18 protein-coding genes are annotated in these 18,994 nt (G+C 64.8%); 11 read left to right on the top strand and 7 right to left on the bottom strand.

The annotated features are described in order from the left end of the window. The first annotated feature begins 163 nt into the window (after positions 1-163). On the top strand, positions 164-901 hold the full coding sequence (locus tag CHB97_RS11825; RefSeq protein ID WP_089288312.1) for a GntR family transcriptional regulator: 738 nt from the start codon (positions 164-166) through the stop codon (positions 899-901). Between the two features lie 24 nt (positions 902-925). Here CHB97_RS11825 and CHB97_RS11820 read toward each other — a convergent pair whose 3' ends face one another. The 5 genes from CHB97_RS11820 to flgF form a co-directional block, all read right to left on the bottom strand. Next, positions 926-1,366, bottom strand: a complete 441-nt coding sequence (locus CHB97_RS11820) for a hypothetical protein (protein ID WP_089288184.1) — start codon at positions 1,364-1,366, stop codon at positions 926-928. Positions 1,367-1,509: 143 nt separating this feature from the next. After that, positions 1,510-2,253, bottom strand: coding sequence for a flagellar basal body L-ring protein FlgH (gene flgH / locus CHB97_RS11815; protein ID WP_089288183.1), 744 nt, complete (start codon positions 2,251-2,253; stop codon positions 1,510-1,512). 12 nt (positions 2,254-2,265) lie between these two features. Then, positions 2,266-2,967 (bottom strand): flagellar basal body P-ring formation chaperone FlgA, encoded by a 702-nt coding sequence (flgA, locus tag CHB97_RS11810; protein WP_160105778.1) that lies wholly within the window; start codon positions 2,965-2,967, stop codon positions 2,266-2,268. 11 nt (positions 2,968-2,978) lie between these two features. Beyond that, positions 2,979-3,764 carry a flagellar basal-body rod protein FlgG gene (gene flgG, locus CHB97_RS11805; RefSeq protein WP_089288181.1) on the bottom strand — a complete coding sequence of 262 codons (786 nt, stop codon included), beginning with the start codon at positions 3,762-3,764 and terminating at the stop codon, positions 2,979-2,981. Positions 3,765-3,803: 39 nt separating this feature from the next. Continuing rightward, positions 3,804-4,643: a flagellar basal-body rod protein FlgF gene (flgF, locus tag CHB97_RS11800; protein WP_089288180.1), complete on the bottom strand. Its 840-nt coding sequence runs from the start codon at positions 4,641-4,643 to the stop codon at positions 3,804-3,806. 74 nt (positions 4,644-4,717) lie between these two features. Here flgF and CHB97_RS11795 point away from each other — a divergent pair, with 74 nt between their 5' ends. From CHB97_RS11795 to CHB97_RS11770, 6 genes are all read left to right on the top strand, one after another. Beyond that, complete coding sequence (locus CHB97_RS11795) at positions 4,718-6,979, top strand: hypothetical protein (protein ID WP_089288179.1); 2,262 nt, start codon at positions 4,718-4,720, stop codon at positions 6,977-6,979. Positions 6,980-7,124: 145 nt separating this feature from the next. Then, positions 7,125-8,009: a flagellar motor stator protein MotA gene (motA, locus tag CHB97_RS11790; RefSeq protein WP_089288178.1), complete on the top strand. Its 885-nt coding sequence runs from the start codon at positions 7,125-7,127 to the stop codon at positions 8,007-8,009. Positions 8,010-8,011: 2 nt separating this feature from the next. Beyond that, positions 8,012-9,055: a flagellar motor protein MotB gene (locus CHB97_RS11785; RefSeq protein ID WP_089288177.1), complete on the top strand. Its 1,044-nt coding sequence runs from the start codon at positions 8,012-8,014 to the stop codon at positions 9,053-9,055. Positions 9,056-9,197: 142 nt separating this feature from the next. Continuing rightward, positions 9,198-10,505: a flagellar hook protein FlgE gene (locus CHB97_RS11780; RefSeq protein ID WP_089288176.1), complete on the top strand. Its 1,308-nt coding sequence runs from the start codon at positions 9,198-9,200 to the stop codon at positions 10,503-10,505. A gap of 31 nt (positions 10,506-10,536) precedes the next feature. Further along, positions 10,537-12,003, top strand: coding sequence for a flagellar hook-associated protein FlgK (gene flgK / locus CHB97_RS11775; RefSeq protein ID WP_089288175.1), 1,467 nt, complete (start codon positions 10,537-10,539; stop codon positions 12,001-12,003). 3 nt (positions 12,004-12,006) lie between these two features. Further along, entirely contained in the window at positions 12,007-13,074 is a 1,068-nt protein-coding gene (locus tag CHB97_RS11770) for a flagellin (protein WP_089288174.1), read from the top strand. Positions 13,075-13,338: 264 nt separating this feature from the next. Here the strand turns inward: CHB97_RS11770 and CHB97_RS11765 are convergent, their stop codons facing one another. Further along, positions 13,339-14,094, bottom strand: a complete 756-nt coding sequence (locus tag CHB97_RS11765) for a response regulator transcription factor (RefSeq protein WP_089288173.1) — start codon at positions 14,092-14,094, stop codon at positions 13,339-13,341. A 266-nt stretch (positions 14,095-14,360) separates the two neighbouring features. Here CHB97_RS11765 and CHB97_RS11760 point away from each other — a divergent pair, with 266 nt between their 5' ends. Genes CHB97_RS11760 through CHB97_RS11750 form a run of 3 tightly spaced genes read left to right on the top strand, consistent with a single transcriptional unit; the run spans position 14,361 to position 16,273 of the window. After that, the gene (locus tag CHB97_RS11760; protein WP_089288172.1) at positions 14,361-15,488 is read left to right on the top strand and encodes a flagellar basal body P-ring protein FlgI; all 1,128 of its coding nucleotides are present in this window, start codon (positions 14,361-14,363) and stop codon (positions 15,486-15,488) included. Continuing rightward, the gene (locus CHB97_RS11755) at positions 15,488-15,799 is read left to right on the top strand and encodes a rod-binding protein (protein ID WP_089288171.1); all 312 of its coding nucleotides are present in this window, start codon (positions 15,488-15,490) and stop codon (positions 15,797-15,799) included. Before CHB97_RS11760 ends, CHB97_RS11755 begins: the two co-directional genes overlap by 1 nt. A gap of 3 nt (positions 15,800-15,802) precedes the next feature. Beyond that, positions 15,803-16,273: a hypothetical protein gene (locus CHB97_RS11750; protein ID WP_089288170.1), complete on the top strand. Its 471-nt coding sequence runs from the start codon at positions 15,803-15,805 to the stop codon at positions 16,271-16,273. Between the two features lie 73 nt (positions 16,274-16,346). On the opposite strand, the gene CHB97_RS11745 is transcribed toward CHB97_RS11750, so the two are convergent. Next, on the bottom strand, positions 16,347-17,324 hold the full coding sequence (locus CHB97_RS11745; protein WP_143270852.1) for a bile acid:sodium symporter family protein: 978 nt from the start codon (positions 17,322-17,324) through the stop codon (positions 16,347-16,349). A 248-nt stretch (positions 17,325-17,572) separates the two neighbouring features. On the opposite strand from CHB97_RS11745, the gene CHB97_RS11740 reads away from it, so the two are divergent. Further along, complete coding sequence (locus CHB97_RS11740) at positions 17,573-18,994, top strand: 3-isopropylmalate dehydratase large subunit (protein WP_089288169.1); 1,422 nt, start codon at positions 17,573-17,575, stop codon at positions 18,992-18,994.

Genomic DNA, 18,994 nt, shown 5'->3' with positions numbered 1-18,994 from the left:
CAGGTCAATACGTCCTGTTCATATCGCTGAAAAATGCTGCTCTGGATCCAGTATGGATCCCGGATTCCGGTTTGCCGGGTTTTGTGAAGGGCGATATGATGCCACCGTTCAGCATCCGCCGGCCTGTCAGTGCCGGCGGTTTCCGTTTTTCCGGGGTTGTCGCATGACCAGCCTGACCGTTCCGCCCGTGCCGGCCGGCCCCGCCGCCTCGGCCAAGCAGTTGGCCACTGTGGTGTTGCGCATCCGGGAAATGATCCTGCGCGGGGAACTGGCGCCGGGAGAGCGGGTGCGGGAGACGGAGATTGCCGACCGTCTCAACCTGTCGCGCACGCCGGTGCGTCAGGCGCTGCCGGCCCTGGCCCAGGAAGGGCTGCTGGTGGCATCGGGCCGGCGCGGCTATGCCGTGCGCACCTTCACCGCACAGGAAACGGTGGAGGCGATAGAGCTGCGTGCGGTGATGGAGGGGCTGGCCGCCCGCACCCTGGCCGAACGGGGCGCGCCGGAACTGTTGCTTTCAGCCCTGCGCGCCTGTCTGGCCCAGGGCGACGCCATCTTCGCCAAGCGCATGATCGAGGAAGAAGACGAGGCGCGCTATGGCGTGATGAATGACCGGTTCCACCGGCTGATTCTGGAAGGGGCGGGGCGGCCGCTGCTGGTCAGCTTTGCTCAGCGCTGCAATATCGTGCCCTTCGTTTCCCCGCTCAGCCTGGCATTCCAGCAGCGCGGCGGGGAGGGCATGTATAATATCCTGTTTTATGCCCACCAGCAGCATCATGCCATTGTCGACGCCATCGCCAGCCGCGATGGCGCCCGCGCGGAATTCCTGTTCCGCGAACATGCGCTGACCCAGAAGAACAGCATCGATCTGGACCTGACCTGGGCGGATTGGCGGCCAGCCTGAACGGGGTTGGTGGATAACCCAAGGTCAGGCCCGGCGGTTTTCCTGATGCACCAGCCGCACCAGTTCCACGCCGGTGACCTTGGGCCCCGCCACCTCCTGCGCCAGCCGCAGCAGATCGGCCTTGAAACGGGCTGGTTGGATGCCGCTGGGGGCCAGCTGGCCCTTGGCCCCCTGTTCATAAAGGCTGCTCAACAGCCGGTCGCGCACGGGGGGCAGGATGGTGTCCGGGCTGTTGCCGGGGGCCAGTTCCAGGCGTAGCTCCGTGGCCAGGAAGGCCACCACCTTGCCATGCTGCCAGATCGGCACGATCAGCGTGCCCAGATCGCCCATGGCCGGTTTGGCATCGCCGTCGGCGACCGTCACGGCGATCTTCTCCGACGGGGCGGTGAGATAGCCGCCGGCAGCCCCGGCAACAAACAGGGACAGCCCGGCCAGGGCGGGCAGGGCAAGCTTTGGCAGGGGCATGGTTTGGCCTGTGGATGGGGGGGTGTTGACGATAAGCCTTTAACCGTCATTCCCGCGAAGGCGGGAATGACGGTGGTAAATTGCAGGGAATGTCGGTGCGGAAGGGGCCAGGCTTCGGAAGCCGCAACAACCGTTAAACGACCCTAAAACGGCAGCACCGCGTCCAGCACCTGCTGGCCGATGCGCGGCTGCTGCAGGTCGGTCAGTTGGCCGCGACCGCCATAGGCGATGCGGGCCTCAGCGATCTTTTCGTAACTGACGGTGTTGGTGGTGGTGATGTCCTGCGGGCGGATGACGCCGGCGATGCGCAGCTCACGCAATTCGTAATTCACCCGCATTTCCTGCCGCCCGGCAATCACCAGATTGCCATTGGGCAGCACGTTGGTGACGACGGCCGCCACCTGCAACGAGATATTTTCCTGCCGGTTCACCGCACCGGAGCCGCTGGAACTGCCGCTGGAATTCAAGTTCACCAGATTTTGCGGGTCCACCGCGTCGGGCAGCACGGATTTCAGCTTGCTTTCCAGGCCCAGGAAATTGGGCACGCCGGTCTTCTCGCTACCGGCGCGCGACCGGGTGGTCTGGTTGCTGATTTTGGCCTGCTCGGCCATGTTCACCACCACGGTGACGATATCGCCCACCTTGGTGGCGCGCAGGTCACGCAGGAAGCCGCGCGCATCCGCCTCCCACAAGGAGGCCGCCTGCCGTAATTGGGTGGAGCGCTGCGGCATCGGCATACTGACGCCGGTGGCTTCGGCCTGCTGGCCGGGATTTTCGATCGGCGTCATGCTAGGTGCTTTGCCCAGATGGTCCAGCCGATCGGCACAGCCGGCCAGCAGCAGCGGACCCAGCAGCAGGATGGCCGCCTTTGTCTTCATGTGGGGCATCGGATTTGCTCCTTAATCGGCGGCGCTGACAGTGCCGGGGCCGGTAACGGTGGCGGTGACGGTGCGGTTGCTGTCCAGATTCTGCACCCGCACCAGATCGCCCAGGCCGGCATCGGCCAGGGCGCGGCCACGGGCGGTTACCAAAAGCGGACCCTGGCGGAATTCCACCGTCACCGGCTTGTTGCGCTGGATGATCACCGGCTGACTGATCGAACTGGCCTGCACCGGCCGTCCGGGGGAGAGCAGGCGCTTGGCCTCCATCCCCACCATGGATTGGGCGTTGGTGAGCGTGCGGCCGCTGACCTGATCGCTGCGCATGGGGATCAGGGTCAGGTCACCTGCCGCGATGACCTCACCGGCGCTGATGCGGCGGGTGGGGACGGGTACCTGGATTTCCGTCCAGACCTCCCCATCCACGCGGAACCGCACCTCCTGTTCGCCCATTTTGCTGCGCAGCATGGCTGCAAAACGGCGGGTGGCGGGATCGAAATTCATCTGCTCCACCCCGGTGACCGGGCGGGTCACCGGGTCTTTCAGACGCAGGCGCAATTCCCCCTCCCCCAGCGCATCGCCATAGCGGGCCTGGATTTCCGCCAGCAGCAGGCGGGTGGCGCTGTCGGCCTGTTCGGTGCCGATGGCGGGCTGGGCCAGCACCGGGGCGACGGGGGCCGACAGCAGCAGAAGGGCCAGCAGGGTGGGGGCGATGCGCTTCATCCGGCCCATCCTCAGCGCATCTGGGTCAGGGTGGTCAGCATCTGGTCGCCGGCTTCCACCGTGCGGCTGTTCATCTCATAGGCGCGCTGAGCCGAAATCAGGTTGGTGATTTCCGAGACGATGTTGACGTTGGAGGATTCGATATAGCCCTGGCGGATATTGGCGAAACCCTGCTGACCCGGAATGCCCAGAATCGGCACGCCCGAGGCCGGGGTTTCCAGGTAGAGATTGTTGCCGATCGATTCCAGCCCGGCTTCGTTGACGAACATGGCGACCTCAAACTGGCCGACATTCTCCGGATCCCTCTGTCCGTCAATATAGGCCAGCACTTCGCCATTCTTGTTGATGGTCACGCTTTTGGTGTTTTCCGGCACGGTGATGCCGGGGTTCACCTGATTGCCATCCATGGTGACGATGCTGCCCTCGGCGGAAAGCTGGAAATTGCCGGCGCGGGTATAGGCCGTCTCCCCCGATGGCAGGGTGACCAGGAAGAAACCGCGCCCGTCCAGCGCCACGTCATAGGTGTTTTCCGTCTGGCTCAACGTGCCTTGGGCGTGCAGGCGTGACACGGCGGCCGGCTTCACGCCCAGCCCCAACTGGATGCCGGCCGGCACGATCTGCCCCTGGTCCGAGGCGCTGGAACCGGCGCGCAATTGGGACTGGTACATCAGATCCTGGAATTCGGCGCGGGAGCGTTTGAAGCCGACGGTATTGATATTGGCGATGTTGTTGGAGATCACCTCCACATTCATCTGCTGGGCCATCATGCCGCTGGCGGCGATATCGAGCGTGCGCATGGGTCGCTATCCTTTATGGGAAGGGGCGGGGGCGGCCGGTCAGGCGGAGGCCGTCCCGCCCAGCTTGTCGATGGCGTTGCTCTGCCGCCGGTTTTCGGAATCGGTCATGTTGCTGGCCAGGGCATAGGCGCGGTTGATATCGATCAGCCGGACCATTTCCATGATCGGCTGCACATTCGATCCTTCCAGCGCACCCTGCACGATGCTGGCCCCGACGGCGGGCAACGCCTCGCCTTCGGCCTTCACCAGACCATTGCCGTCGCGCTGCAGGCCGGCCGGGTTGGGCAGGGTGAACAGGCCGATGCGGCCCAGTTCCACCGACTGGATCTGTTCGCCCTGGCCACCGACCATATAGGAGAGGGTGCCGTCGGCCCCGATGCTGATCGGGCCGACATCTTCCGGCACTTCCACCGTATTGCCATCGGCATCCAGCACATTATGGCCATCCACTGTCACCAGCATCCCATCCTGGGAGCGCTGCAGGCGGCCGTCGCGGGTGTAGCGGACGCCGCCCGGCGTTTCCACCTGCAGCCAGGCATCGCCCCTTATAGCGATATCCAGCGGGTTGCCGGTCACCGACACCGTGCCTTCGCGCAGGTCGGTATAGGTGGCGCGATCCACCACAAAGGCGGTGGGATCGCCCTGGCTGACCCGGGTGACGTAATCGTCAAAGACCGGGCGTTCGGCGCGGTAGGCCGTGGTGTTCATGTTGGCGATATTGTTCGCCGTCACATCCAGCATCCGGCGCAGCGCCATCTGTTGCGACAGCGCGACATAGAGCGCGTTTTCCACGGGCGGACCAGCCTCCGGCAAGGGCCCGCCGGGCCGGTTTCTCCGGCAGGCGGGATGGGCGGTGCGGGACAGGCTGCTTCGGCGCATCCCGGTTTTGAACGGGCTTTAATGTGCAGCGGCTAGGTTAAAGCCACGTTCAAGATGGCTTTGGGGCCTGTCCGATGAAAAAACGCACCGCCTGCCTGCTGGCCTGTCTGCCTGCGGTCGCTCTGCTGGCCCCCGTCGCATGGGCGGCAGTGCCGGTGGCATTGCGGGAGACGGCGGCCGGCACCGAACTGCTGATTGCCAGCGGCGACCGCCGCCCCGTCCGCTTCCAGCGCGGCCAGTGCCATGTGGTGCTGGGCTTCGCGCTGGAGGAGGAGATGGAGCTGGGCGCGGTGGCGCGCGGGGCGGGCCATATCAAGGGGGTGGGCCTGCTGGACCCGCACACATTGACCGTCGCCACCGAATGCGGCAGCCGCATCGGTTACCGCCGCGAGGGCGATCACAGCATCCTGACCATCGCCGCCCCCCTGCTGCCGGGCCAGAAGCCGACCCCGCCGGAAAAGCCCGAAAAACAGCCGGCCAAGGCGGAGAAGGCGGATAAGGCAGAGAAAAAAGCGGCGAATGCTGCGCCGGCACCCGCACCGGAAAGCGCGTCCCCCCCAGCCGCGCCCCAGCCTTTGGCCCCCCATCACGCTGCCCGGGATGCGGAATTCGCCCGCAGCGCCATTGCCGAAGGTTTGAAGGAAGCCGCCAAACCGCCGGTGTCCGATCCGGCGGAAAAGGCGGCGGCGCTGATGGCCCCGCGTCCCAGCCAGACCGAATGGGGCACGGAAGGCCCCCTGCTGGACCTGGCCGCCTGGCGCCGCCAGCCCTTCCGCGCCGAACGGGACCGGCTGCGCCAGGCTGAGGCGGCGGGGGAGGCCGTTGCCCCCACGGCGCGGCGGGACATGCTGCGCTTCCTGCTGGCCTGGGGGCTGGCATCAGAGGTGCGGGCCGCCATCAATCCGCAAGGGATGACGGACGACGAACAGCCCCTGCTGGCCGTGGCCGCCGTGCTGGCCGATCCGCGCGATCCGGTGGCTGACTTTCTGTTGACGCCGGCGGCCTTGCGCGCCGCCGATGGCCCGCTCTGGGCGGCCACGCTGCTGCGCCGGCGGGGGGAGATGGCCGATGCGCTGCATTATCTGCCGCTGGCCAACCGTGCCCTGCCGGCCCTGCCGGCCGATCTGGCCCGCCCGGTGGGGCTGGACCTGCTGTCGCTGGCGACGGGCCGGGGGCTGGATGGCATGGCGCGGGAAATCGCCCGCACGGTGGAGGCGACCAAACCGCAAGGGGCCGATCTGGCCCGGCTTTATTATGAGATCGGGCGGCTGCACGCCGCCAACAAACGTGCCGCCCTGGCGCTGACCCAGTGGGACAAGGCGGCCGACCTGCCCGGCCCCCATGCCGCCCTGGCGGCCATGGCTGCTACGGAACTGCGCCTGGGCAATGGGGCCAGCGATGCGGCCAGCCTGGAACAGGTGCTGAAACGCGCTGTCCGCGACTGGCCGGGGGCAGAAGTGGAAATGCAGGCGCTGAACCGGCTGGCCACGCTGGCGGGTGAGGCCGGCCGGGTGCCTGAGGGGCTGGAATGGCTGCGCCTGCTGCGGCTGCGCTTCCCCGACCGCACGCCGGCTGAACGTGTGGCCGATGATGATCTGGCGGGCCGGCTGCTGCTGGCGCTGACCGGGCCGGATTTCGCCAGCCAGCCGCTGCCAGAGCGGGTGGCGCTTTATGAACGCAACCGCGACCTGATCCCCGATGGCCCCGCCGGCTGGGCGGTACGCCGTCACCATGCCGGCAATCTGGCCGATGCCGGCATGACCACCGGGGCGGAACAGGAATTGTCGGCCTTGCTGGCCCTGGTGCCGGCAGAAGAGAAACTGCCGATCCGGCTGGATATGGCCCGGCTGCAGCTGGCCGGCGGCGATGCCGGTGCCACCCTGGCCACCTTGGATGAGTTGGGCGACAAGCTGGGCAAGCAGGCCCCGCAGGCCGCCTTGCTGCGCGCCCAAGCCCTGTTGCTGACCGGCGATCTGAATGGCGCGCTGGAACAGGTGGCCGATCAGGGCGATGCGGCCAGCCTGCGGGCGCGGGCCAGTGCGCTCTGGCGTCAACAGCGCTGGGCCGATGTCGCCCGCACCCTGCAGGCCCTGGAAAAGCGCGACAGTCTGAGCGGGGAGGAGGCCACCAAGCTGGCCCTGTCCGGCATCCTGTCCGGTGACCGCGATCTGGCCAGCCGCACCCTGGAGCGCCATGGCGCGCAGCTGGGCAACCGCCCCTGGCTGGCCGGCCTGGGCACGCTGGCCAAACCGGTACCGGGGGAAGATGCCGGCGATGCCGACCTGCGCGCCCTGGTGGAGGATGCCAGGGTGCTGGGCGGCATTGTCCGGCGGTAGGTGATGTTTCGTTTTCCTCAATCGCCGTCGCTGTTTCCGGTGATCCGGAAACAGCGGCACCCCCCGTAATCGAAAAGCTGGTTTAACCCGAAGCGGGCAGGATGGGCACAGTCAGGCCCCGCGGCCGAAGCCCGGAGATTCTCGGATGAACTTACTGATCGGCGCTGTCATCGTCTTTGCTTCCGTCCTGGGCGGCTTCATGGCCCTGGGCGGCCATCTGACTGTCCTGTGGCAACCGTTCGAGGCCGTTATCATCTGCGGTGCCGCCTTCGGCGCCTTCATCATCGCCAACCCGTGGGAGGTGATCAAGGATACCGGCGGTTCCGTCATCGCCATTTTCAAGGGCACGCGGCACAAGCGGTCGGATTATCTCGACCTGCTGTCCCTGCTCTACACCATCCTGCGGACGGCCCGCACCAAGGGGCTGCTGGGGCTGGAAAAGGATATCGAACATCCCCAGGACAGCGCCCTGTTCCAGCAATTTCCCAAGGTGGTGGAACATAAAAGGGCGCTGCGCTTCATCACCGATTACCTGCGCCTGATGTCGCTGGGCGGCGACAAGGCGATGGAACTGGAAGTGCTGATGGACGAGGAGCTGCACACCATGTCCAAGGAATTCGGCCGCGCGCCGCGCGCCCTGCACACCATGGCAGAGGCCATGCCGGCGCTGGGCATCGTGGCGGCCGTGCTGGGCATGATCAAGGCCATGGGCGCCATTTCCGAACCGCCGGGATATCTGGGAAAGCTGATCGGCGGGGCCATGGTCGGCACCTTTCTGGGCGTGCTGCTCTCCTATGGGCTGGTCGGGCCGCTGGCCGCAGCCCTGAACCGGATGCGGGAAGATGAGCTGCGCTATTTCCACTGCATCAAGGCAGCACTGGTGGCCCATGTCGGCGGCTCCGCCCCGGCCGTGGCCATCGAACATGCGCGCAAGATGCTGCATAGCGAGGTACAGCCCACCTTCCACGAGGTGGAGGAAGTGACCAGCAACGCCACCCAGCGTCTGGGTGGCGAGCGCAAGGCAGCCTGATCATGGCAGGCCCCGGCAAGCGTCCCAATGGCGCCAACCACCATGTTGTGGTGCGCCGCAAATATATGCATGGCGAACATGAAGCGCATAATGGCGGCTGGAAGATCGCCTATGCTGACTACGCCACCATGCTGATGGCCTTCTTCATGATGATGTGGCTGGTGAACATCACCACCGAATCGCAGCGGGAAGGCATCGCCGACTATTTCAGCCCGATCAATGTCTCGGACAGCAATTCCGGTGCCGATGGCCAGCTTTCCGGCCGCAGCGTGGCGGAAAAGGGCAACCTGACCAGCTCGGTCGCCAGCGCCTGGGAAACCATCCCGACAGCGCGGGTGCCCGCCCTGTCGCCCCCCGGCCCCTCGCCGCAGATTGTGGAAGAAGGGGTGGGGGATGAAAAGGTGCGCAAGCCCGGACTGGCCGGTGCCACCGGCGACATGACCCTGGGCGAAATCCCCGCCGGCAGCATCCCGGAAGGGGAGGCGATGGACCCGTTGCTGCGCGAACAACTGGCCAAGGTGGCGGCCGAACAGGCCGCCTTTCAGCGGATTGAGGCAGAGGTCCGCACCGCCATGGCGGCGGCCGGCGATCTGGCCGGGCTGTCGGACAATCTGCTGTTCGAAATGACGCCAGAGGGGCTGCGCATCCAGATCACCGACCAGCCGCATTTCGCCATGTTCGAGGTGGGGTCGACCCGCATGAATGACCGGGCGGATGCGTTGTTGCGCGTGGTGGCGGCGGCGCTGGTGCCGGTGCCCAACCGTATCGCCGTCTCTGGCCATACCGATGGTCGCGGCTTTTCCACCACGGCGCGCTATGGCAATTGGGAATTGTCTTCCGACCGGGCCAATGCCGCCCGGCGCATTCTGTTCGCCGGCGGCATTCCCTCCACCCGCATGGCGCGGGTGGAAGGGATGGCCGACACGCTGCACCTGATCCCGGATAATCCCGGTGATCCCCGCAACCGTCGCATCAGCATCACCGTGCTGCGCCGCGTGCCGCTGCCGATGGGCATGAAGCCCGGCGCGGTGCCGGCCCCCCAATAATATCCATGAACATCCCTCCGGGCAGAAGTCTGGTTGAAGGGGGCAGTCCCCATGGCACGCATCCGGCCCTGGCCGGTCCGACAGCGCCAGCCATCCCCAGAACAGGTTGCTTCAACCGCATCAAGCAGACTGGAGAAGAAAGATGACCATCTACAGCGCCATGAATTCCGGTGTTGCCGGTCTGGCCGCCCAGAGCACGAAGTTCGGCGCCATTTCCGACAATATCTCCAACTCCTCCACCATCGGCTATAAGCGCACCGATGTGCAGTTCGCCACCATGGTGACCAGCACCACCATCCCCGGTTCCTACTCGGCCGGTGGTCTGCAGACCGATGTGCGCTCGGAAACCACCATCCAGGGCACGGTGCAAAGCACCTCCACCTCCACCGATCTGGCCATTTCCGGCAGTGGCTTCTTCGTCGTCAGTTCGGCCGCCACGGACGATGTGACCAAGGCATCGGAAAAGCTGCTGACCCGCTCCGGCTCCTTCCGGGTGGATGAACAGGGCAATCTGGTCAATGCGGCCGGTTACTTCCTGCAGGGCTGGCCGCTGGATAGCAACGGCAAGGTGTCTGGCGGGGAACCGTCACGCACCAGCTTCACCTCCCTGCAGACGGTGAACCTGGCGGAGATCACGGGCATGGCACAACCGACGACCGCGATCACGTTCGCGGCGAACCTGCCGGCCAGCAGCACCAGTCAGACCCAGGTCTCCGCCCCATTTTCGACATCCATTGATTATTTCACGCCGCTTGGCTTCACCAAGCAGCTGGATATGCAATGGGTACCAAAGCCGGCCACCACCACCACGAACGCGGCAGGCGCGACAGTCGTCACGCCCAGCAACGAGTGGACATTGAATATCATTGATGGCGGTTCTGTTCGGCAAAGCGTCACGATTAAGTTCAACGATGGTATCACCGCTACGCCGGCAGGCAGAATTGCCAGCATCACGCCCGCGACGAACGGTATTGTCTCTGTCACCACCACCGCTGGTCAGAAGCTGAATATCGATATCGGCCAGGCCGGCAGCCTGACCCAGTGGGGTGACCAGTATGTGCCCAGCAAGATCAGCAAAGATGGCGCCTCCTATGCCTCGCTGGACCGGGTGCAGGTTGGTGAAGACGGCATCGTCACCGCCATCTATGGCAATGGTTTGCGCCAGGCTGTCTACCAGCTGCCGCTGGCGACCGTCATCAATGCCGACGGGCTGACCAGCGTGGCCGGCAATGCCTACAAGGTCAGCCGAGAGTCAGGCGATATCTATCTCTGGGATTCCGGGTCGGGTTCGACCGGCACCATCAGCGGCGGGGCGCTGGAAGCCTCCAATGTTGATATCGCCAAGGAACTGACCAGCATCATCGAGACGCAGCGCGCCTATTCCTCCTGCGCCAAGATCATCCAGACCGCGGACGAGATGCTGGAACAGATCAGCATGTTGATGCGCTGATCCGGGGATGTGAAAAGGGGAGTCAGCCATCATGACCATCAGCGTGGCCCTGCAGAATGCCCTCAGCGGGATGCAGGCGAACCAGTCCCGATCCGCCGTCATTTCCCGCAATATCGCCAATGCCAGCACAGAGGGCTATACGCGCAAGCAGGCGGTGCTGACCTCGCTCACCATTGCCGGCGAAGGGCGGGGCGTCACGGTGGCCAGCGTGGAGCGGCAACTCAACGCCTCCCTGGTGCGGGAAACCCGGGTTCAGTCATCCGCCTATCAGGCCCAGGCCGCCAAGGCGGAAATGCTGACCCTTTATACGGACAGTATCGGCCAGCCCGCCGATGCCCGCAGCATCAGCAGCAAATTGTCCGGTCTGGAACAGGCACTGGTCGGGCTGGAGGAACTGCCCGACAGTGCTGCCCAGCAGCGCGCCGTGGTGGATGCCGCCGTCACCCTGGCCAATGGCCTGAACAGTGCCAGCGACACCATTGCCGATGTGCGCCAGCAGGCCGATGCCGGCATCAATGACGGGGTGACCCAGGTCAACACCGCGTTGAAGCAGATGGAGGATTTGAACCGCCAGATCGGCATCCGCACCGGCGCCGGTCAGGATACCAGCGAGATGGAGGATCAGCGTGACCGGCTGCTGGATCAGGTCGCCTCGCTGATCGATATCCAATATTTCACCCGCGCCGGGAACGAGATGGTGGTGATGACCAGCAGCGGTGTCACCCTGCTGGATGAACGGGCCCGCACGCTGGAATTTACCCCCACGCCCGTCATCGGGGCGCAGGCAGCCTATCCTGGCGGTCTGTCTGGCCTGAAGGTGGAAGGGGTGGATATCGCGCCGGCCAGCGGGTCACCGCAGCGCATCGCCGGCGGCCGCATTGCCGGCCTGTTTGCCATCCGTGACGAGGCCATGCCGGAGGCACAGCGCCAGGTGGATGAGGTGGCCAGCGTGCTGACCAGCCTGTTCCAATCGGCCGATGCCTCCGTTACCGGCACGGGGAGCAGCGCCACCGGTCTGTTTACCGATAATGGCCAGCCGCATAACCGGGCGGCCGGCCCGGTGCTGGGCATGGCCGATCGCATTCGGGTGAATGACCGGGTGCTGCTGTCAGCCGGTGGCGATCCCTCGCGGGTGGTGACCGGCCTGCATGCCAGTGGCGGCGATATCGGCAATACCAAGCAGGTTGCCGCCTTCATCGGCACCTTCAGTACCCGGACCAGCTTCTCTGCCGCAGCCGGGCTGAGCACCAGCAACACCATCAAGAACTACGCCAATGCGGCCATCAGCCAGCAGCACACGACCCGCGCGGCGGCACAGAACAGTGCCACCACGCTGAATGTGAAGCTGGAAACCGTGAAGGCCAGCCGCGAGGCGGCCGAGGGCGTGAATATTGAAGAAGAGCTGCAGGACTTGATGCTGCTGGAACGCAGCTTTGCCGCCAACGCCCAGATCATGCAGGCCGCCGGCCGCATGTTGGACAAGCTGCTGGAGATCTGATCCATGACCATGATCCGCGTTTCCACCCTCTCCATGGCCCGCCAGACGCGCAACAATGTGGCGCAGATGCAGGCCGAGATGATGAAGCTGCAGCAGGAACAGGCGTCCGGCACCAAAATGGATGTGGCCGGGGAGAATGGCAGCCGCACCGCCACCCTGATCAGCCTGCGCAACACGGTTGACGAGATCAATCAGTTCGACACCAACATGACCGGACAGGCGGCCCGCCTGTCCACCATGCAGGAAGCCCTGACCCAGGCCCGCACATCGGCACAGACGGTCCGCGACCTGGCGCTGGCCGCGTCGGGCAGCCAGTCGCAGACCAGCAACGCCACCATCAAGGGGGCGGCAACCGATGCGATCAAGGCGATCACCAACATGCTGAACAGCAGCCAGTCCGGCCGCTTCCTGTTCGCTGGCACCCGCTTTGACCAGCAGCCGTTGCAGCAGCCTGATGCGGTGGCGGCGTCGGGCCTGTCCCCCAACGCCGCTGTCACCCAGGTGATCAACGCCTTTGGCGGCACCGCTGCACTGACCAGCCCCGCCCAGGTGGATGCGTTGATCGATGGGCCCAACGGTATTGGCGCCCTGTTCAATGATACCCGTGTGCCGGCGGCCGGCAATTATTCCAACACCTTCTTCAATGGCTCCACCACGCCTGTGGTGGGCCGGGTGGAAGGCAGCGTCACCATCACCTATAACGCGACGGCCGGCGACCAGAGCGTGCGCGACATGATGCAGGGCCTGTACATGCTGTCCGCCGTCCGGGCCGAGGATGTGCCGGACGAGGCCTATCAGCAGCTGGCCGGGCGGGCCATGAAGCTGATCAATTCCGGGCTGGAGAAGCTGACCCAGACGCAGAGTCTGCTGGGCTTGAATGAACAGACCGTGTCCAATACCCAGGAAAATCTGCGGGTTCAGAAGGGGCTGGTGAATAACCAGATCGTCAAGCTGGAGGAAGCCGACCCTTATGAATCATCCCTGCGGCTGACCGTCCTGAAGACCCAGCTGGAAGCCACCTTCTCCGTCACGGCCAGCCTGGGTAAGCTGTCGCTGATGAATTATCTCTGAGTGTTGGCTTGAAAGGATTTTTGTTTACTATCAAAACATCACCGCATTCTCACCGTCACCCCGGCCGCAGCATGGGTGACGGTGATACGGGAAATAAAGCCGTGTAAGGAATTGAAATAAAAGTTTACGCCCCCCTAAACGGGCCGCAACACCCCACCTTTTCATCAGTGACGGAAAAAGGCCGCCCCCGGCAATCACGGGGGCGGCCGCGCAAATAGCCAGAGCCTTGGACCTGCCTGGGCAGCGGGGAGGTGCCGACAGCCGTCAGGCCGCCGCACCCCCCATCAGGGCCATGGGAAAATCCTTGGCGGAGGCGGGCGTCAGCTCGCGGTCTTCATCGGCTGGGGCCTCGAACTTGTAACCGCGGCCATAGACGGTCTCGATATACTTGTCGCCGCCAGTCGCCTCAGCGATCTTCTTGCGCAGCTTGCAAATATAGACATCGATCACCTTGTCCAGCGGGTCGGAGCCGGACAGGGTATAGACCGATTCGTAAATCTTTTCCTTGGAAACCACCCGTCCGACATTCAGCGCCAGCACGCTGAAAATGGCATGTTCGCGGTGCGACAGGCGCAGGCGCTGGCCATCCACGCAGGGGTCGCGCCCGTCCAGATAGACGGTCAGGCGGCCCACCGTCAGCTCCGGTGAGCTATGGCCATGGGTACGGCGGCGCACGGCGTGCAGCCGCGCCTCAATCTCCTGCGGATTGATCGGCTTCACCAGCACATCGTCGGCCCCTGCCCGCAGATGCTGGATGGTGGAGTTGACGCAGCGATGATCCAGCAGGCTGACGATGATTGCCTGGCCGACGATGGCCCGCAGCTGGGCGATGAAGCCGTCAGCGCCGCTGATGCCCCCGACCAGGATAGCGTCATGGTTTTCCATGCTGCCATCGCGTTCGGCCAGGAAACCCTCCGCCTCCGCCTGGGTCTGATGTTCGCAACGGACACCAACCCGCCCGATAGCCCGGGAAATTGCTCCCGCGATGGTTCGATCGTTCTCAATCAACAAGACGCGCATTACCCCACTCCTGCGTTCAAGTCCAAGCCCAAGGGAAGACTCAGTAGATTCTATTCGAGGAAAATTTATTATGATTTTTGTAGCGTTTTTGATTTGCTCTACTCTCAGAAACTCACCTGAAAGAGCAATGACTACCCACAAGGTCGTAGTCAAGTCGGGAATCAAAAATGTCTTAAAGCACCATTAACGCGAAGCCGGGCTGAAAACCCGCTTTAACCCTGCGGGCCTATGGTTGGCATCCGATCGGGAATTTGCAGGGGAAGGCCATGGCTGAGCGCCATTACGTCCACCGTTTCATGGCCATGGCGGCCTGTCTGTGGGCGCTGGCCCTGCCCATGGCGGCATCGGCCCAGATGCGCATCAAGGATCTGGTGGAGGTGGAAGGGGTGCGCGGCAACCAGCTGCTGGGCTATGGCCTGGTGGTGGGGCTGAACGGCACTGGCGACCGCTTGCAGAACTCCCCCTTCACCCAGCAGAGCCTGGAAGGCATGTTGGAACGGCTGGGCGTGAACATCACCGGCTTGAATGTGAAAACACGCAATGTCGCCGCCGTGATGGTGACGGCGACATTGCCGCCCTTTCCCCGTCAAGGCACACGATTGGATGTGTCCATCTCCACCATGGGGGACGCGAAAAGCCTTTCGGGTGGCAACCTGATTGCCACGCCGCTGATGGGGGCCGATGGCAAGATCTATGCGGTGGCGCAGGGGCCGGTGGCCACGGCGGGCTATGCGGTGGAAGGGGCGGCGGCCAGTGTCACCAAGGGGGTGCCGACCTCTGGCCGCATCGCCAATGGCGCCATCGTGGAACGGGAGGTGGATTTCGATCTGGACAGCCTCAGCCGGGTGCGGCTGACCCTGCGCAATCCCGATTTCTCCACCGCCAACCGCATCGCGGCGGCGGTGAACCAGACGCTGGGCGGCGGGACGGCGCGGTCCACCGATCCCGCCACCGTGGATATTACCGTGCCCGACAATTACCAGGGCAATGTCGCCGGGCTGATGACCCGCATCGAAACCCTGCCCATCAAGCCCGATCAGGTGGCCCGCGTGGTGATCGATGAACAATCGGGCACCATCGTCATGGGTGAGAATGTGCGGATCAGCACGGTGGCCATTGCCCAGGGCAACCTGACCGTGCGGGTGGAGGAGACACCGCAGGTTTCCCAACCCGCACCCTTTGCCACCCAGGGCCAGACCACATTGGTGCCGCGCACCCAGATTCAGGTGGATGAGGGTCAGGGTCAGCGGGTGAATGTGCTGGAAGGCGGGGCCTCGCTGCGCGATCTGGTCAATGGTCTCAACAAGCTGGGCGCCACGCCGCGTGACATCATCACCATGTTGCAGGCCATCAAGGCGGCGGGCGCCCTTCATGCCGAACTGGAGGTGATGTGATGCTGGATACCGTGACCACCACCGTCCTGCCACCGGCCAGCCCGCCAGTCGCCCCGACCGGGGCGGCGGGGGCCGACAAGGTGGACAGCGTTGCCCGCGAATTCGAGGCGATGATGTTGAATCAAGCCCTGCAATCCATGTTCGAAGGCGTGTCCACCGAGGGTGCTTTCGGCGGTGGTTATGCCGAAGAGGTCTATCGCGGGATGATGCTGGACGCCGTGGCCCGCTCCATCGCTGACGGCGGCGGGCTGGGCATCGCCCCCCAGGTGGCGGCCCAGATCGACGCCTATAATAAAGCCAAGGAGTCCTGAGCCATGCGCGCTGAGGAAATGTCGCCCGATCTGCGCCTGCATCTGCTGGAGGCGCTGGAACTGCTGTCCCAGGTGCTGGAGGAAGAGACGGAGAAGGTCGCCCAAAGCCAGACCGAGGGGCTGGACCTCTATCTGGCGGCCAAGCGCCAGCTGTTCGAACGGCTGGGCCTGCTGCTGCGGCAGGCCCATCGGCCGGCAATAACGGCTTCCCCGTCAGCGGACGCGGACGGGGAAGAAGAGGCGATGGACGATCCGGCCCCGCCGGCGGCGCTGCGCGCGGCGGGTGACCGGCTGCGTGAGGCCATTGCCGCCAACTTGCGCACCCTGACGGCGGCGCAGGAAGCGGTGGCGGCGATCACGGGTCACATGGCCCGCATCGCCGCCCGCCAGCAGGCCGATGGCGTCTATGGCCGGCGCGGGGATGAGACCCGCCGCGCCATCCCCGGCTATGGCCGGGTGGAGCATCAGCTCTAGCCGGTTGCTTTTAACCGGAAACACAACCGGCTCTAAATCCTTGTTCAACGAGCGGATTCACGCTCCAATACTTTCAGCTTCCGGGCTGGCCGCCAGCCCGGAAGCGACCGGCCAGCCAGGTGCAGACGATCAATTGGATCTGATGGAAGATCATCAGCGGCAGAATCAGCAAGCCGACCTGCGCGGCTGAAAACAGCACGCCTGCCATGGGTACGCCGGAAACAAGGCTTTTCTTCGATCCGCAGAAAATCAGGGTGATCCTATCCGCGCGGTTGAAGCCCAGCAGCCGCCCGGCCAGGGCCGACAGGCCCAGCACCAGCCCCAGCAACAGCGAACTGGCCACCAGGATGGTGACCAGATCAAACGGCGCCACCTTGTGCCACAGCCCTTCCGCCACGGCGGCACTGAAGGCGGAATAGACCACCAGCAGGATCGATCCCCGGTCGCTATAGCCGATCAGCTGCTTATGCCGCGCCACGAAGCCGCCGATCAGCGGGCGCAGCAGATGGCCGCCGACAAACGGCACCAGCAATTGCAGCAGGATCGATTCGATGGCGTGCAGCGAAATCCCCGCCTCCCCGTTGGTCTGCATCAACAGGCCGACCAGCACCGGGGTGATGAAGATGCCCAGCAGGTTGGAAGCCGAGGCCGAACAGATGGCCGCCGGCACATTGCCGCCGGCCATGGAGGTAAAGGCGATGGAGCTTTGCACCGTGGAGGGCAGCAGGCAGAGATAGAGCAGGCCGCCGGCGATACCCGGTGACAACAGCCATGCCGGCAGCAACCCCATGCCCAGCCCTAACAGGGGGAACAGCACAAAGGTGGTGGCCAGCACCGTCAGATGCAGCCGCCAATGCCCGATGCCGGCCAGAATGGCCTCCCGCGACAGCTTGGCTCCGTGGAAGAAGAACAGCAGCGCGATGGCGATATCGGCCGCCACATCCACCCACCCCACCAGCGCCCCGCTGGCCGGAAACAAGGCGGCCAGCCCCACCGTTGTCAACAGGGCCAGCAGGAACGGGTCAATCACCGTGCGCAGGAAACGGAACATGGTCGCGGGCCTACATCATCATCTTCGCCTTGCCTTGACTTTAAAGCCCCATTTCCCCGCCGCACCAACCCCGCGCCGCACATAGGGCCCATGCCCGGCCCCCTATGCTGGGTCGATAGGGGCGCCACGGTACGGTCAAAGCCATTATCGCGGGTGACAAGCGGCTCCAGTGCTGATAAGGGTATATCAATATACCATTTAATGTCCCGCTTCAGCGGGCAAGGCTTTTGGGGTTGGGGTAGTCTCACATGGCGAAAACCTTGGTGGAAAAGTTATGGTCACGGCATTGCGTCGCCGATCTGGGCGATGGGACGGACCTGCTTTACATCGACCGGGTGCTGCTGCATGAGCGCACGGGCTCCATCGCCCTGAAGGGTCTGGCCGAACAGGGGCGCGCCGTGCGCCACCCGGACCGCGCCTTTGTCTGCATGGATCATATTGTCGATACGCGGCCGGGTCGCGGCGATGAAACCCTGATGCCGGGTGGTGAAGCCTTTATCCGCGAAACCCGTGCGGCGGCCAATGCCGCCGGCATCCGCATCTTTGATATTGGCGATAATCGCCAGGGCATTGTGCATGTGGTGTCGCCGGAACAGGGTATTGCCCTGCCGGGGCTGACCCTGGTCTGCCCGGACAGCCATACCTGCACCCAGGGCGGGTTGGGCGCCTTGGCCTGGGGCATCGGCTCGTCAGAGGCGGCGCACGCGCTGGCCACCCAGACGCTGGTGGTGCGCCGCCCGCGCCAGATGCGGGTGCGGTTTGAAGGCGAATTGCCGGCCGGCGTCGGCGCCAAGGATATGATCCTGCACCTGATCGCCGCCCATGGGGCCGGTGGTGGCTCTGGCTATGCCATTGAATTTGCCGGGTCCGCTGTTTCCGCCCTGTCGGTGGAAGCGCGCATGACCCTGTGCAACATGGCCGTGGAATTCGCCGCCTGGACCGGCCTGTGCGCGCCCGATGCCAAGACCATTGCCTGGGTGGAAGGCCGGCCCTTCGCGCCCAAGGGGATGGCTTGGGCACAGGCGCTGGCCGATTGGGCTGATCTGGTGTCGGATGCCGATGCGGTGTTTGACAAGGAAATCGTGGTGGATTGCGCCAGCATCGCCCCCACCATCACCTGGGGCACCAGCCCGCAGCACGCGTTACCAATCACGGGTGTGGTGCCTGATCCCGCCCATGCCGCCGATGCCAATGCAGCCGAGGCACAACGCCGGGCGCTGACCTATATGGGGCTGGAGCCGGGGCAGGCCCTGGCGGGGCTGCCCATCGATGGCGCCTTCATCGGCAGTTGCACCAACAGCCGCCTGTCGGACCTGCGGGCAGCCGCCGCCATCCTGAAGGGCCGGCATGTGGCACCGGGCGTGCGCGCCATTTGCGTGCCCGGTTCCGGTCTGGTGAAGGCAGCGGCGGAGGCCGAGGGCCTGCATCAGATCTTCCTGGATGCCGGGTTTGAATGGCGCGAAAGCGGCTGTTCCATGTGCTTCTTCGCCGGGGGCGAGAGTTTCGGCAAGGGTGAACGGGTGGTGACCTCCACCAACCGCAATTTTGAAAACCGCCAGGGGCCGGGCACCCGCTCGCATCTGGCCAGTCCGGTCACGGTGGCGGCATCGGCCATTGCCGGTCGCATCGCCGATGCCCGCGCGCTGGCCGCCCAGCCGGTGGAGGCTTGA

It is taken from the genome of Azospirillum sp. RU38E (assembly GCF_900188385.1).
GTDB lineage: Bacteria > Pseudomonadota > Alphaproteobacteria > Azospirillales > Azospirillaceae > Niveispirillum.
This window is presented reverse-complemented; position numbering and strand designations above follow the sequence as displayed.

Bases quoted from the DNA above. Each gene is read 5' to 3' on its own strand.
- CHB97_RS11825 (WP_089288312.1), top strand. From the start codon at position 164: ATGACCAGCCTGACCGTTCCGCCCGTGCCGGCCGGCCCCGCCGCCTCG.
- CHB97_RS11820 (WP_089288184.1), bottom strand. From the start codon at position 1,366: ATGCCCCTGCCAAAGCTTGCCCTGCCCGCCCTGGCCGGGCTGTCCCTG.
- flgH (WP_089288183.1), bottom strand. From the start codon at position 2,253: ATGCCCCACATGAAGACAAAGGCGGCCATCCTGCTGCTGGGTCCGCTG.
- flgA (WP_160105778.1), bottom strand. From the start codon at position 2,967: ATGAAGCGCATCGCCCCCACCCTGCTGGCCCTTCTGCTGCTGTCGGCC.
- flgG (WP_089288181.1), bottom strand. From the start codon at position 3,764: ATGCGCACGCTCGATATCGCCGCCAGCGGCATGATGGCCCAGCAGATG.
- flgF (WP_089288180.1), bottom strand. From the start codon at position 4,643: ATGCGCCGAAGCAGCCTGTCCCGCACCGCCCATCCCGCCTGCCGGAGA.
- CHB97_RS11795 (WP_089288179.1), top strand. From the start codon at position 4,718: ATGAAAAAACGCACCGCCTGCCTGCTGGCCTGTCTGCCTGCGGTCGCT.
- motA (WP_089288178.1), top strand. From the start codon at position 7,125: ATGAACTTACTGATCGGCGCTGTCATCGTCTTTGCTTCCGTCCTGGGC.
- CHB97_RS11785 (WP_089288177.1), top strand. From the start codon at position 8,012: ATGGCAGGCCCCGGCAAGCGTCCCAATGGCGCCAACCACCATGTTGTG.
- CHB97_RS11780 (WP_089288176.1), top strand. From the start codon at position 9,198: ATGACCATCTACAGCGCCATGAATTCCGGTGTTGCCGGTCTGGCCGCC.
- flgK (WP_089288175.1), top strand. From the start codon at position 10,537: ATGACCATCAGCGTGGCCCTGCAGAATGCCCTCAGCGGGATGCAGGCG.
- CHB97_RS11770 (WP_089288174.1), top strand. From the start codon at position 12,007: ATGACCATGATCCGCGTTTCCACCCTCTCCATGGCCCGCCAGACGCGC.
- CHB97_RS11765 (WP_089288173.1), bottom strand. From the start codon at position 14,094: ATGCGCGTCTTGTTGATTGAGAACGATCGAACCATCGCGGGAGCAATT.
- CHB97_RS11760 (WP_089288172.1), top strand. From the start codon at position 14,361: ATGGCTGAGCGCCATTACGTCCACCGTTTCATGGCCATGGCGGCCTGT.
- CHB97_RS11755 (WP_089288171.1), top strand. From the start codon at position 15,488: ATGCTGGATACCGTGACCACCACCGTCCTGCCACCGGCCAGCCCGCCA.
- CHB97_RS11750 (WP_089288170.1), top strand. From the start codon at position 15,803: ATGCGCGCTGAGGAAATGTCGCCCGATCTGCGCCTGCATCTGCTGGAG.
- CHB97_RS11745 (WP_143270852.1), bottom strand. From the start codon at position 17,324: ATGTTCCGTTTCCTGCGCACGGTGATTGACCCGTTCCTGCTGGCCCTG.
- CHB97_RS11740 (WP_089288169.1), top strand. From the start codon at position 17,573: ATGGCGAAAACCTTGGTGGAAAAGTTATGGTCACGGCATTGCGTCGCC.